This window comes from Paraburkholderia sp. EG304 (assembly GCF_046543485.1).
GTDB classification, from domain to species: Bacteria; Pseudomonadota; Gammaproteobacteria; order Burkholderiales; family Burkholderiaceae; genus Paraburkholderia; species Paraburkholderia youngii.
Genome location: NZ_JBKGUA010000010.1, coordinates 98,455 through 111,516, shown reverse-complemented (window position 1 = coordinate 111,516; position 13,062 = coordinate 98,455). Strand labels below are relative to the sequence as shown.

At 64.3% G+C, this 13,062-nt stretch carries 11 protein-coding genes and 3 tRNA genes; 9 read left to right on the top strand and 5 right to left on the bottom strand.

Annotated elements, in window-relative coordinates; all coding sequences use genetic code 11:
• Window positions 1–45: 45 nt before the first annotated feature.
• Window positions 46–1,074, top strand: coding sequence for a beta-N-acetylhexosaminidase (gene nagZ, locus ACLFKU_RS14630; protein ID WP_410849558.1), 1,029 nt, complete (start codon window positions 46–48; stop codon window positions 1,072–1,074).
• 80 nt (window positions 1,075–1,154) lie between these two features.
• Here the strand turns inward: nagZ and ACLFKU_RS14625 are convergent, their stop codons facing one another.
• From ACLFKU_RS14625 to earP, 4 genes are all read right to left on the bottom strand, one after another.
• Window positions 1,155–2,537, bottom strand: coding sequence for a sigma-54-dependent transcriptional regulator (locus tag ACLFKU_RS14625; RefSeq protein ID WP_368585219.1), 1,383 nt, complete (start codon window positions 2,535–2,537; stop codon window positions 1,155–1,157).
• 189 nt (window positions 2,538–2,726) lie between these two features.
• Window positions 2,727–2,933: a CsbD family protein gene (locus ACLFKU_RS14620; RefSeq protein WP_368585220.1), complete on the bottom strand. Its 207-nt coding sequence runs from the start codon at window positions 2,931–2,933 to the stop codon at window positions 2,727–2,729.
• 272 nt (window positions 2,934–3,205) lie between these two features.
• Window positions 3,206–3,763 (bottom strand): elongation factor P, encoded by a 558-nt coding sequence (efp, locus tag ACLFKU_RS14615; protein ID WP_013090038.1) that lies wholly within the window; start codon window positions 3,761–3,763, stop codon window positions 3,206–3,208.
• Window positions 3,764–4,156: 393 nt separating this feature from the next.
• Window positions 4,157–5,350 (bottom strand): elongation factor P maturation arginine rhamnosyltransferase EarP, encoded by a 1,194-nt coding sequence (gene earP / locus ACLFKU_RS14610; RefSeq protein WP_410849557.1) that lies wholly within the window; start codon window positions 5,348–5,350, stop codon window positions 4,157–4,159.
• Window positions 5,351–5,602: 252 nt separating this feature from the next.
• Here earP and uvrC point away from each other — a divergent pair, with 252 nt between their 5' ends.
• The 8 genes from uvrC to ACLFKU_RS14570 all read left to right on the top strand — a co-directional run bounded on the left by uvrC (window position 5,603) and on the right by ACLFKU_RS14570 (window position 12,126).
• A complete protein-coding gene (gene uvrC, locus ACLFKU_RS14605) occupies window positions 5,603–7,834 on the top strand; it encodes an excinuclease ABC subunit UvrC (RefSeq protein ID WP_410849556.1) in 2,232 nt (743 codons plus the stop codon).
• Window positions 7,835–8,048: 214 nt separating this feature from the next.
• Entirely contained in the window at window positions 8,049–8,642 is a 594-nt protein-coding gene (gene pgsA / locus ACLFKU_RS14600) for a CDP-diacylglycerol--glycerol-3-phosphate 3-phosphatidyltransferase (RefSeq protein WP_410849555.1), read from the top strand.
• Window positions 8,643–8,840: 198 nt separating this feature from the next.
• Window positions 8,841–8,916 (top strand) — tRNA-Gly (locus ACLFKU_RS14595).
• A 63-nt stretch (window positions 8,917–8,979) separates the two neighbouring features.
• Window positions 8,980–9,055 (top strand) — tRNA-Gly (locus ACLFKU_RS14590).
• A gap of 129 nt (window positions 9,056–9,184) precedes the next feature.
• Window positions 9,185–9,258, top strand: a tRNA-Cys gene (locus tag ACLFKU_RS14585).
• Between the two features lie 377 nt (window positions 9,259–9,635).
• Complete coding sequence (locus ACLFKU_RS14580) at window positions 9,636–10,385, top strand: TraB/GumN family protein (protein ID WP_410849554.1); 750 nt, start codon at window positions 9,636–9,638, stop codon at window positions 10,383–10,385.
• A gap of 141 nt (window positions 10,386–10,526) precedes the next feature.
• Window positions 10,527–11,507, top strand: coding sequence for a sensor domain-containing diguanylate cyclase (locus ACLFKU_RS14575; RefSeq protein ID WP_368585226.1), 981 nt, complete (start codon window positions 10,527–10,529; stop codon window positions 11,505–11,507).
• Window positions 11,508–11,625: 118 nt separating this feature from the next.
• The gene (locus ACLFKU_RS14570) at window positions 11,626–12,126 is read left to right on the top strand and encodes a GNAT family N-acetyltransferase (protein ID WP_410849553.1); all 501 of its coding nucleotides are present in this window, start codon (window positions 11,626–11,628) and stop codon (window positions 12,124–12,126) included.
• 36 nt (window positions 12,127–12,162) lie between these two features.
• Here ACLFKU_RS14570 and ACLFKU_RS14565 read toward each other — a convergent pair whose 3' ends face one another.
• Complete coding sequence (locus ACLFKU_RS14565) at window positions 12,163–13,047, bottom strand: cytochrome c oxidase assembly protein (RefSeq protein ID WP_410849552.1); 885 nt, start codon at window positions 13,045–13,047, stop codon at window positions 12,163–12,165.
• Window positions 13,048–13,062 lie beyond the last annotated feature (15 nt).

Here is a 13,062-nt window from a genome sequence, read left to right as displayed (position 1 = left end):
CGGTCGCGTTTGTCTTTGCGTCAGACTCTTTTCCAGCGGAATTCGATGAAAACCACACCCGGACCGGTGATGCTCGACGTGGTCGGCAAAACGCTGAACCGCGATGACAAAAGGCGTCTCGCGCATCCGATGACCGGCGGCGTGATCCTGTTCGCGCGCCACTACGAGAGCCGCGCGCAACTGGTCGCGCTGACCGATGCGATCCGCGCGATTCGCCCGGATCTGCTGATCGCGGTCGATCACGAAGGCGGCCGCGTGCAGCGCTTTCGTACTGACGGCTTCACGGTGCTGCCGTCGATGGGCAAGCTCGGCGCGTTGTGGGACGAGGACGTGCTGCGCGCGACGAAGGTGACGACCGCGGTCGGCTACATCCTCGCCGCGGAACTGCGCGCATGCGGCATCGACATGAGCTTCACGCCGGTGCTCGACCTCGACTATGGGCATTCGCAGGTGATCGGCGATCGCGCGTTTCATCGCGATCCGCGCGTGGTCGCGCTGCTCGCGAAGAGCCTGAATCACGGTCTCGCGCTCGCCGGCATGAGCAACTGCGGCAAGCATTTTCCGGGGCACGGATTCGCGCAGGCAGATTCGCACGTCGCGATGCCCATCGACGAACGCCCGCTCGACGAGATTCTCGGCAACGACGTCGCACCGTACGACTGGCTCGGTCTGTCGCTTGGCGCGGTGCTGCCCGCGCACGTCGTCTATCCGGCGGTCGACGCGAAGCCGGCCGGCTTCTCGCGCATCTGGCTGCAGGACATCCTGCGCGGCAAGCTGGGCTTCGAAGGGGCGATCTTCAGCGACGATCTATCGATGGAAGCCGCGCGCCAGGGCGGCACGTTGACCGAAGGCGCGCAAGCCGCGCTGGAGGCCGGCTGCGACATGGTGCTGATCTGCAACCAGCCGGACGAAGCGGAGAAGGTGCTCGACGCACTGCGCGTCACGCCGTCGAAGGAATCGCTGCGGCGGTTGAAGCGCATGCGGCCGCGCGGCAAGGCGCTCACGTGGAGCAAGCTGATGGCCGAGCCACGGTACGCCGAAGCGCAGAGACTGGTGCGCAGTACCTTTGCATAAATGGAAATGGCGCCTTGAAGCAATTCAAGGCGCCATTTTTTATCAGCTTCGACTGGCCCGAACCGCCGTCGGGCAATCGTTCAGTTCAGGCGCATGCGCTGCAACTTGTTGTACAGCGTCTTCGGGCTGATTCCCAGCAACGACGCCGCGCGATGCCGCGTGCCGCCGACCGCGTCCAGCGTCGCGCGAATCAGCATTTCTTCGACGTCAGCGAGTGGCGTGCCGACGGTCACCTGCACGCGGCTGCCGTTCAGATCGCGGCCGTTGGCCGTGCCGGCTTCGTCGGCGCGCAATGATTCGATCACGTCACCCGACGCCTGATAGGCGCGCCGCACGCGTTCCTGCAGCTCGAGCACGTTGCCCGGCCAGTCGTACGCGAGGCATTCGCGCAGGAAGTTCGGCCCCGCCTGCTTCGCGACCTCGGCCGTGCCGCGCGCGGTCGCTTCCATATTCAGTTCGTCGACGACTGCCTGTGCGATCAGCACCGGATCTTCGCCGCGCTCGCGCAGCGGCGGCAGGTTGACCGCGGCGGCTTCGAGACGCAGCGCGAGGTCCTGATGCAGCGAGCCGTCCGCGACCGCCGCGCGCGGCGGCTTGCGCGTCGACGCGATCAGTCGGAAGTCGGTCACGATCTGGTTGCTGCCGCCCACGCGCATAAAGGTCTGCGAATCGAGCGCGCGCAACAGCGCTTCCTGCTGCGCGCGCGGCAGTTCGGTGATTTCGTTGATGAACAGCGTGCCGCCGCTCGCCTGTTCGAAGAGGCCTGGCTCGCGCTGCTCTGCGCCGCCGAACGCGCCGCGTTCGTGGCCGAACAACAAGCTGTCGAGCGAGCGATTGAGGCCGCCGGCGGCCGCGCCGCGGCAATCGAAGGTGACGAACGGGCCTTTGCGGCGGCGACTCATGTCGTGCAGCGTGCGCGCGGCGATCTGCTTGCCGGTGCCGGCCTCGCCGGAGATCAGCACCGCGGCTTCAGTCGGCGCGAGCCGCTCGATCGTGTCGTACACGTGTTGAATCGTGCTGCTGCGGCCGAGCATCGAACCAAAGCGGCCGAGTTGACGCAGCGATGCCCGCAGCGCCTGAACCTCCTCGGTCAGCTCATAAGGCCGCGGAATGCGCGCGAGCAGGCTGCGCAGACGCGGGATGTTGACCGGCTTCAGCAGATAGTCCCAGATACCGTGCCGCAACCCCTCGATCGCACTCTCGACCGTCGCATTGCCGGTCATCACGATCACTGGAAGCGCACCGCCTGGCGGATGCGCGGGCAGATGCTGCAACAGATCGAGGCCGCTGCCGTCCGGCAGATTCAGGTCGACGAGCACGACGTCCGGAATGAAGCGCGTCAATGCGCCGCGCGCCTCGGCGAGCGTGGTCGCGGTGTCGACTGAAAAGCCGTCGGCGGCGAGGATTGCCGACAGACCGGACAGGCTATTGGGATCGTCTTCAACAATCAGGGCGTGTGGCATGGCGAGCGCAATTTTATGAATGGGTTGAATGCCCGGCGCGCCGCCAACGCTGATGGCGCGCACCGTGGGCTCCTGGGGGCTCGATGACAGGGCTAAACGAACGGTCCTTGCACGGTGAAAAAACGACAGCCGCCGGCACTGCGTCTTGAGCGGCGCGGGCCGGCGCCTGTAGTTCCTTCACTGCTCCTGTCAGAAATCCCGGTTGCTATCGAAAAACCGGCGCACTTCGAGTTCCGCCTGTTCACGGGTTTTGCCATAGCGTTCCTGAATCAGACCGGCGAGCCTGTCGGCCCGGCCTTCGGCTTTGGTCAGTTCGTCGTCAGTCAGTTCGCCCCATGCGGCCTTCGCCTTGCCGACCATCTGTTTCCATTTACCTTCAGCAATGTCTTCGTTCATGGTGGCTCTCCCAAGTGGATATTGAGCGGTACTCGCGTAACTCTCTCCACCTAGCAGGCATCGTGCCAAAAAGCCTGGATGAAATGGATCAAGGGCCTGGCGCGCGCGCGACGCGAATTCATGATGTCGCGATGGCAATTTTGAGAAATTTGCCGGTAAAGTTTTCCTAAACCATACACGGCGCGACAGAAAAGAAAAAGCGCCCAAAAATTGAGCGCTTTCGGTGCAGGCCGGCAGGGCGCCGGCGCTGGCGGGGTGACGCAGGCCGCCGTTTAGGCGCGGCTGCGGTACTCGTGCGTACGCGTGTCGATTTCGATCTTGTCGCCGATGTTGCAGAAGAGCGGCACTTGCAGTTCGAAGCCGGTGTTCAGCTTGGCGTTCTTCAGGACCTTGCCCGACGACGTGTCGCCCTTGACAGCCGGTTCCGTGTAGATGATTTCGCGAACCAGCGTGGTCGGCAGTTCGACCGAAATGGCCTTCTCGTTGTAGAACACGACTTCGCAAGCCATGCCGTCTTCGAGGTAGTTCATCGCGTCGCCCATCATTTCGGCTTCGACTTCGTACTGGTTGTAGTCGGCGTCCATGAACACGTACATCGGGTCGGCGAAGTACGAGTACGTCACTTCCTTGCGCTCGAGCACGACGACGTCGAACTTGTCGTCCGCCTTGTACACGGCTTCCATGCCTGCGCCGGTCAGCAGGTTTTTGAACTTCATTTTGACAACGGCGGAGTTACGGCCCGATTTGTTGTATTCGGCCTTTTGCACGACCATTGCGTCTGCGCCGATCATCACGACGTTGCCGGTGCGGAGTTCCTGTGCGGTCTTCATAAAACTGTCCTGTACGAGATAAATAGCTTAACTGTTGCTCAACGGCATAGGTGCCAAGCGGCTTCGGCGTTTCGCCCACCGCCTGCCGCGCGCCGCTCGAAGCGACCGCAGCCCGGATGCGTGAAACGGGACCGGCTCACGGCGAAAATCCGCGGCGTGATGCCTCGGCGTTTCCACCTGTCCGTTACCTGAGTTTTACCCTGTTCGGGCGTGTACACGAGTGGCGCCGATCTGCAATACGCCCAAACATACGTCCCTTTTTTGACATTCGCGTGCCCGACCAGGAGATTGGGACACGTGCTGTGTTTTTCGAGGGGACCGGTCAGACGGGCTGACCATGGGGTTGTTGCTCGAATCGGGCCGCGCTTGCGTCGTCGGCCGTTGGATAACCGCTTATTTTAACTGAGTTTTTGCGAACGAGGTCAGATTTCCGGCGAGATCGCCGACTTGCGCGAGTTCGACTGACCACGCGGCGGCGCGCCGCTTAAGCGCCGGATAGTGGCGCTGGAATTCCGCCCAGTCTGGCTGACCGGCGCCGTTCCACGCGTGCCAGAAACGCCCGAGCGCGGCGCGTGCGTCCCTCGACAGCGTGCGCGTGTAGTGCGCGAGCGCGGCGTCGAGCTTTGGCAGATGGGCATCGTCGGCCTGCGGATAGATGTGCCAGACGAACGGTTTAGCGGCCCACTGCGCGCGCACGAACGAGTCCTCGCCGCGCACGAAATTGATGTCGCTCGCCCATAGCAGTGCGTCGTAGCCCGGCTGTTCGGTGAAAGCGAGTGCGTGCGCCCTGAGGTTGCCGCGCATCGCATGGGTGCCTGCTGCAAATGACGGTAGGCCGAAAAAACGCGCGAGCGCGCCGGAAATGCGTCCTTCGGGCACCAGCAGCACGATCGGGCTTGCGCTGTCGCGCCATTGTTCGAGCAGACTGTCGACCGCCGGATTTTCGTATGCGAACAGAGAAACGACGGTCGCGTCGGCGGGCGGCGGCGCGTAGCCCGTGACGTTGCGCCACCAGTCGGTGCGCGCGGCCGGCGAACCTTCGAACGCGGCGCGCGCCGCGTCGAGATCGCGCTCCTTCAGCACGCCACCGGTCCCGGGGCCGAGGCCGGGAAAAAAGAAGATCTTGCTCAGCGCGTAGCGCGGATGCGGCGACGGCCGCAAATGAAAATCGGCGACCCAGTCCTCGGCGCTCAGATATTCGAGGTTGAACCACTGAGGCGCGCGCGCGCGCTTTGCCATCGCCGCGATATAGACGGGCGGCAATTCGCAGCCGAACGCCTCGATCACGACGTCGGCGACTTCGAGCGTATCGCCTGCGTGAGACGGCTCGTGCCAATGCTCGATGACAATGCCGTCGAGCGTCTGCCGCGCACGCTCGAGCACGAGCGACGGGCACAACCTCTTGAACGCATGCAGATCGTCGACGAACACGCGCACCTGCCAGCCATGCTCGTGCGCGAGTTGGCGCGCGAGGCGCCAGCACACGCCGATGTCGCCGAAGTTGTCGATCACCGCGCAGAAGATATCGCAGGCGACCGGGTTGGCAGGGGCAGCGGGTGATCCGGAAGCGGGCGCGACGGAGGACATGGCGGCTCGGCTGGCTCGGTGACTCCGGCGACGCGGAGCGGGTTCGAACGAACGCGGAATGTTCTAAACTGGCGATTCTAAAGCCTCGCTCGCGATCGCGCGCGCCGTTTGTCCGCCACGCGGGCCGCATGGCACGACGCGCGACACGACCCCCGGCGCATGGTGCCGGGCGATCGGCGCAATCCGCGCAATCCACGTAATCGGTGCAAGCGGCGAGGCGGCGCGAGACAGTCCCACCCCAATCGATCCCGCATGACCGAACCCGAAGCAACCGACGCCCCCGACACCTTCGAGCCGAAAAAAGTGCTCGCCCAACTGCCGCATCTGCCCGGCGTGTACCGCTATTACGACACGAGCGGCGTCGTGCTCTATGTCGGCAAGGCGCGCGATCTGAAGAAGCGCGTATCGAGCTACTTCACGAAGACGCAGCTGTCGCCGCGCATCGCGATGATGGTCACGCGCATCGCGCGTATCGAGACGACGGTCACGCGTTCCGAGGCCGAGGCGCTGCTGCTCGAAAACAACCTGATCAAGGCGCTCACGCCGCGGTACAACATCCTGTTTCGCGACGACAAGTCGTATCCGTACTTGAAGCTGACCGGTCACAAGTTTCCGCGCATGGCCTATTACCGCGGCTCGGTCGATCGCAAGAACCAGTACTTCGGTCCGTTCCCCAGCGCGTGGGCGGTGCGAGAGAGCATCCAGATCCTGCAGCGCGTGTTCCAGCTGCGGACCTGCGAGGACTCGATGTTCAACAACCGGACGCGGCCGTGTCTGCTGCATCAGATCGGCCGCTGCACCGCGCCGTGCGTCGCGAATATCAGCGAAGAGGATTACGCGCGCGACGTCGCCAACGCGTCGCGCTTTCTGCTCGGCCGCCAGGGCGAGGTGATGAAGGAGCTCGAGCAGAAGATGCGCGCGTTCGCGAGCGAGCTGAAATTCGAGCAGGCCGCGGCGGTGCGCAACCAGATGAGCTCGCTGTCGACGGTGCTGCATCAGCAGGCGATCGAAGTCGGCAGCGATAGCGACGTCGACATTCTCGCGGTGGTCGCGCTGGGCGGCCGCGTGTGCGTGAATCTCGCGATGGTGCGCGGCGGGCGGCATCTCGGCGACAAGGCGTACTTTCCCACGCACGTGGAGAGCGCGTTGACGGCGGAGGAAGGCGGGCTCGAAGAAGACGGCGATCAGGACGGTGCATCGGCGGCGGGGCAGGCAGTCGCGCCGTCGGCCGAAGCGGCGAGGGCCACGGCCGATGCGCTCGCGATCGCGCAGGACATGCCGTCGGAAGACGAAGACACCGATGGTAGTGACGAAGAAGCGCTCGACGAGGCTACCGAAGCGGCCGCGGACGCCATCAGCGACGAAGGCGTGGACGAAGGCGCCGACGGGCGCCCGGAATCCGGCCCGGCGGCGAAGGGCCGCAAAGGCCGCGCGCCTGGCGGCGTCGAATCCGAAGTGCTCGAAGCGTTCATCGCGCAGCATTACCTCGGCAATCGCGTGCCGCCGGTGCTGGTGGTCAGCCACGCGCCGGCGCGCGAACTCGTCGACGTGCTGATCGAGCAGGCGGGCCATAAGGTGAGCGTGCTGCGTCAACCGCAGGGACAGCGGCGCGCGTGGCTCGCGATGGCCGAGCAGAACGCGCGGCTCGCGCTCGCGCGGCTGCTGTCCGAGCAGGGCTCGCAACAGGCGCGCACGCGCGCGCTGACCGACACGCTCGGCATGGAGTGCGACGACCTCGCGCATCTGCGCATCGAATGCTTCGACATCAGTCATACGATGGGCGAGGCGACGCAGGCGTCGTGCGTCGTGTATCACCATCACAAGATGCAGTCGTCCGAGTATCGGCGCTACAACATCACCGGCATCACGCCCGGCGACGATTACGCGGCGATGCGCCAGGTGCTCACGCGCCGCTACGAGAAGATGGTCGCGCAAGCCGCCGCGAACGCGAGCGACGAAGCCGCCGAATCGCAAAGCGACGCGGCCGCCGATCCGTCGCTCGCCGCCGATGCCGCCGAGCCCGCCGCGGCCGGCGGCGTCTTGCCGACCATCGTGCTGATCGACGGCGGCAAGGGGCAGGTCGAGATCGCGCGGCAGGTGTTCACCGAGCTGGGGCTCGACACCGGCATGCTGGTCGGCGTCGCGAAGGGCGAGGGGCGCAAGGTCGGTCTCGAGACGCTGATTTTCGCGGACGGCCGTACGCCGCTCGAACTCGGCAAGGAAAGCGCCGCGCTGATGCTGGTCGCACAGATCCGCGACGAAGCGCACCGCTTCGCGATCACCGGCATGCGCGCCAAGCGCGGCAAGACGCGCCAGACCTCGCGGCTCGAAGAACTCGAAGGGGTGGGGGCCAAGCGGCGTCAGCGCCTGCTCGCGCGCTTTGGCGGCTTGCGCGGTGTGGTGGCCGCGAGCGTCGAGGATCTGGCGAGCGTCGAGGGTATTTCGCAGGCGCTTGCCGAGCAGATCTACCGGCAACTGCATTGAATCGACGGGCCGGGCCGCGCTGTTGTCGACACGACCGCTCGCCGGAGCTGACGCGTCGCGTGGCGGATGCGCCGGCTGGCGCCGACTCCGCGAACCACGCGCCGGGTGCGGCCCGCTTGCCGCCCCCGCGTGGCCCTGCCCGGGCCGCTTGCTTGTGGCAGGCCTTGCGACACGGCACAATTGCAACTCACTCGTCAGACGCTGCGCCTGCCCCATGCCGTTTAATTTCCCGATATTCCTGACCTGGCTGCGGATCGTGCTGATTCCGCTCGTCGTCGGTGTGTTCTATTTGCCTGACATGATGATGAGCCCCGCGCACCGCAATCTCGCGGCCGCGACGATCTTCATCCTGGCGGCGCTCACCGACTGGTTCGACGGCTTTCTGGCCCGTAAATGGAATCAGACCTCGGCGTTCGGCGCGTTTCTCGATCCGGTCGCCGACAAGCTGATGGTGACCGCGGCGCTGCTCGTGCTCGTGCAGCTCGCGCGGATCGATTCGGCGATCGCGCTCGTGATCGTCGGCCGCGAAATCGCGATCTCGGCGCTGCGCGAATGGATGGCGCAGATCGGCGCATCGAAGAGCGTCGCGGTGAACTCGCTCGGCAAGTTCAAGACCGCTTGCCAGATGGTCGCGATTCCGATGCTGCTGTTCTATGGTCCGCTGTCGCTCGGCGGCGGCGTGACAGTCGATACGCGGGTGTGGGGCCTGTGGCTGATCTATCTGGCCGCGTTCCTGACGATCTGGTCGATGCTGTACTACATGAAGCTCGCGTGGCCGCAGATTCGCGAGCGCGGTGGCGTCGCGTGATGGTGTGAACAGAAGGACCGCGGGGACGCAAAAGTGTGTTCGAACCCCGCGCTACTACGAGCGAAATATTTTCTTAAAAACTGATGGGCCAAAGGGGTTGACACGTTTCAGTCGTTTCTCCATAATCTCGTTTCTCCGATGCACGCAACGCGAAACACCGGAGACGCAGCAAAGAAGTAGCAGTGAATGCAGTACGACGCGGGAATAGCTCAGTTGGTAGAGCGCAACCTTGCCAAGGTTGAGGTCGCGAGTTCGAGCCTCGTTTCCCGCTCCAGTTTTCGAAGCATCGCGTTGTTTGGCGAAGTAAAAAACGCAGCGCGGTGTGAAGCAGTTCAATGCGGGAGTAGCTCAGTTGGTAGAGCGCAACCTTGCCAAGGTTGAGGTCGCGAGTTCGAGCCTCGTCTCCCGCTCCATACATCAGGGGAAGCAACGCTTCCCTTTTTGTTTGGAAGGCCGGTCGTTCTGAACTTTCCAGAGCTTCGGTTCTTCTGGTAACCACCAGATAAATCTGCGAACCCGTGTCTAGGTTCCAGTCCGCTTGCGGCGCGATAGCAAAGCGGTTATGCAGCGGCCTGCAAAGCCGTTTAGGCCGGTTCGACTCCGGCTCGCGCCTCCAGTCTTTGATGTAAAGAGAAGCCCCGACTTGTCGGGGCTTTTCTTTTTTCTATTCCTCTTTCGTCAGCTTTTGCCGACCGTCGTCAGCGATGCGAGAGGACCGGTCGATCCCGCCGCGTGCTGTAGACGTTGCTTCGAATCGATCAGAAATGGAGCGCGGATTTGATTGAGGGCAGGGGAACGTAGTTCAGGAACCGGCATGACCGCATTTTTCGGTGCATCGCTATTACCGCGTTTGACTCCTGCTCACACATGAGCAGCGCATTCAGACTAATGGCGTGTCCGGCTCGCGGAGAAGGACAAAGTCTGCCGTCGCGCCGCATCCGGAACGGACGATAGAATCACAGCATCGTCATCGCCCGCTTTCATTGAAGCCGCATGTATTTCCAATTCACCGGCACCCAGGTCCGCTTGCTCGGCTCGATGCATCTGTTTCCTGCGATCAGCCGTCGAACGCCGCCATGGATCGCCGAGGCCTATGACTGGGCTGACACGCTCGTGCTCGAGTCCGATCCAGCGACGATCCTGCCGTTCCTCAAAGCCGACGCACACCCCGCTGCCGCACAACTGCGGCCCTTGATGCGCGACGAAGCCTGGACCCAACTGCAGGCCCTATGGCCAACCGACGGTCTGCTGGCGCCGCTTGAAACACTGCGTCCGTGGGCCGCGCTGATCGTCGCGCCGACGCTGCTGCAGCAGGTGGTCGAGGGTGTCGAGCCGCGCATGTTGCGCTCGGCGATCGCGCAGGCGAAGCCGTACCGCTATCTCGAGTCCGCGCAGGACGTCGCCGTCACGCTCGAATCGATTCCGCTCGAAGCCATTGCCGCCGCGCTCGACATGCTGATGGCCGATCGCGGCGAGCCGCAACGCACGCTCGAACGGATGCACGGGGCGTGGCTGGACGGCGATCTGCAAGCGATACAGCAAATCGCCGTCGAATCGCCGATGTTCAATCTACCCGGCATCCGTCAGGCGATCCTCGACGTGCGCAATCGCGCATGGGCCGCGCGGCTGAACGAATTGCTGGACGTGCGCGAGCGCACGCTGGTGGTCGTCGGCGCGCTGCATCTGTGTGGCCCCGACAACCTGCTCGACTGTCTCGCGCGACCCGTGCAAGCAGTGTTCTGAGCGCGTGCGCGGATTTCGCGGCTGTACACGGCTGTGTCGACCGCCCGGACGACTGGCCGTTTCCTCAATTCCACGCGCCGGAATGCCGCTATACACTAATCCTTACCCGCTAGAACATCCGACACCCGCCGACCTCACTTCATGCTTGTTCCTCCGATCCCCAGCAATGAAAGCGCCCGTCTCGACGGATTGCACGCACTGCATATTCTCGACACGGCGCCGGAAGAGCGCTTCGATCGCCTGACCCGCCTCGCGCGGCGGCTGTTCGGTGTACCGATCGCCGTCGTCAGTCTCGTCGATGCGAACCGGCAGTGGTTCAAATCGTGCATCGGCCTGGAGGCGAGCGAGACCTCGCGCGACGTGTCGTTTTGCGCGCACGCCATTCTCGGCGACGATATTTTCATGGTGCCCGACACGCTCGCCGATCCGCGCTTCAACGACAATCCGTTCGTCATCGACGAACCGCACATCCGCTTCTACGCAGGCTGTCCGCTGCAGGTTGCGAACGGCGGCAAGGTCGGCACGCTGTGCCTGCTCGACACGAAGCCGCGCATGCTCGATGACGAAGATCGCGCGTTGCTGCGCGACCTCGCGCGCATGGCCGAACAGGAACTCGCCGCGATCCAGCTGGCCACGCTCGACGACCTCACGCTGCTGTCGAACCGACGCGGTTTCGAAGTGCTCGCGCAACACGCGCTGAACGTCTGTCGGCGCATGGATAAGCCGGCGTCACTGCTGTTCTTCGATCTGAACGATTTCAAGCAGATCAACGATACGCTCGGGCACGCGGAGGGCGACCGCGCGCTGCAGGCCTTCGCCGAGGTGCTGCGTACTGCGCTGCGCGAAAGCGACGTGATCGGGCGGCTCGGCGGCGACGAGTTCGTCGCGCTGCTGACCGGCGCCAGCAACGCGGAGACGCATGAGGTGACGCAGCGTCTCGAGCAGCTGCTCGACCAACGCAATGCCGAGCTGCTGCCCGGCTATCAGATCCACTTCAGCGTCGGCCAGGTGACGTACGAGCCGACGCGCCACGGCACGGTCGCCGAACTGCTCGCTGCGGCCGATGCGGCGATGTATAGCCACAAGCAGGCGTCGAAGGCGCGCTCGGCGCAACGGCACTGACGGGCGCCCGACTCGCGGCCAATCTCCAGCCGACCCGTGCGATGGCCCAACCCAGGCACGCGCGGCATAATTACGGATCGTTGCCCGCGCTGTCGCGCATTGACCCTGAAAGCTACCGATGACTGATTTGCAGCACACCGCCGCCACGCGGCTCACCGAACTCGAATGGCGTTGGAAGCCGTTCGCGGACCTCACGAGCGTCGAAGTCTATGAGATGCTGGCCGCCCGCAGCGCGGTATTCGTCGTCGAACAGAACTGCGTGTATGGCGATATCGATGGGCTCGACGTCGAAGCCTGGCATCTGCTCGCGTATGGCACCGGCGGAGAAGCGGCGCCGTCGCCGTTGGCCGGCTATTTGCGCGTGTTGTTGCCCGATGCGACGGATGCCGACGTACGCATCGGCCGGGTGCTGACCACTGCGTCGTTTCGCGGCATCGGTCTCGGCAATACGATGCTCGAACGCTCGCTCGCGCACATTCGTGCGCAGTGGCCCGATACGCCGATCCGCCTGCACGCGCAGGCGCATCTGCAAGGCTTTTACGGTGCGTTCGGTTTCGAGCCGGTCTCGGAGATTCACGACGAAGACGGCATCCCGCATGTGTGGATGCGCTCGCTCTGAACGCGAGCCGGTCAGTTCGACCTTTTTGTAAACGGGTCAGCGAGGCCCGTTCGCGGTCGTCGACGCAGCATGCGTGAGCCCGCGCGCCGCTTTCGCGCGCCGCTCGGCGCGCAGGCGTCCGCGCGCCGACAGCCGCATCCAGTGACGCAGCGCGATCAGCGCGCCGACAACGCTCATCATCGAGCCCGGAATCCATAGCAGCAGCCCGCCGATCTGCTGATCGCGCATCGGGCTCAACCATGTGAACGCGCGGCCGCAGATCGAATAGATCGGATACAGCTCGTGCGGCGTAAAGAAGATGAACGCGCCGAGGATGATCTGCGGCGGAATAGCCGCAATCACGACGAGCACGCGCTTGCCCGGCGACAGACGCGCGGGCGGCGCCGGGCGCGGATCGAGCACGAGCCACCAGAACAGCAGACCGTCGATCGCCATGCTCCAGTTCATCACGCGATAGATCCGCCAGTCGAGCATTGCGATGAAATGGATCGGCGACAGCAGCCAGAAATAGATCAGCCCGACGAATAGCGTGACCGCCACGACCGCGTGCATGACGACGTCGAGCGCCCCGCGCACGAGCGGAGTCTGCAGCGCGGGCCGCACGAAACGCTGTCGCCAGCGCAATGGAATGCCCGCGCGCAACGCCGCGCCCGGATACGACAGCGCAACGAAGAACGGCCCGAGATGATGCAGCACCAGATGTTGCAAGCGATGCATGAAGAACTCATGCTCGAAGAAATAATCGAGCCGCGTATGCAGCACGACATACAGCGCGACCAGCCCGAACCAGAAAGACAGACGCCGCGCGAACGACAGCCGCGCCTTGCGCGCGCCGCGCACGAACAGGATCGCGGGAATCAGCAACGCGATCACCACGGTCGGCGAAAACTCCCACGGATCGAGCCAGTAGAGCAGGTTCATGGCGGTGGCGTGTGC

Excerpts from the sequence above, each read along its gene's own strand:
- nagZ (WP_410849558.1), top strand. The coding sequence starts at position 46 with ATGAAAACCACACCCGGACCGGTGATGCTCGACGTGGTCGGCAAAACG.
- ACLFKU_RS14625 (WP_368585219.1), bottom strand. The coding sequence starts at position 2,537 with ATGCCACACGCCCTGATTGTTGAAGACGATCCCAATAGCCTGTCCGGT.
- ACLFKU_RS14620 (WP_368585220.1), bottom strand. The coding sequence starts at position 2,933 with ATGAACGAAGACATTGCTGAAGGTAAATGGAAACAGATGGTCGGCAAG.
- efp (WP_013090038.1), bottom strand. The coding sequence starts at position 3,763 with ATGAAGACCGCACAGGAACTCCGCACCGGCAACGTCGTGATGATCGGC.
- earP (WP_410849557.1), bottom strand. The coding sequence starts at position 5,350 with ATGTCCTCCGTCGCGCCCGCTTCCGGATCACCCGCTGCCCCTGCCAAC.
- uvrC (WP_410849556.1), top strand. The coding sequence starts at position 5,603 with ATGACCGAACCCGAAGCAACCGACGCCCCCGACACCTTCGAGCCGAAA.
- pgsA (WP_410849555.1), top strand. The coding sequence starts at position 8,049 with ATGCCGTTTAATTTCCCGATATTCCTGACCTGGCTGCGGATCGTGCTG.
- ACLFKU_RS14580 (WP_410849554.1), top strand. The coding sequence starts at position 9,636 with ATGTATTTCCAATTCACCGGCACCCAGGTCCGCTTGCTCGGCTCGATG.
- ACLFKU_RS14575 (WP_368585226.1), top strand. The coding sequence starts at position 10,527 with ATGCTTGTTCCTCCGATCCCCAGCAATGAAAGCGCCCGTCTCGACGGA.
- ACLFKU_RS14570 (WP_410849553.1), top strand. The coding sequence starts at position 11,626 with ATGACTGATTTGCAGCACACCGCCGCCACGCGGCTCACCGAACTCGAA.
- ACLFKU_RS14565 (WP_410849552.1), bottom strand. The coding sequence starts at position 13,047 with ATGAACCTGCTCTACTGGCTCGATCCGTGGGAGTTTTCGCCGACCGTG.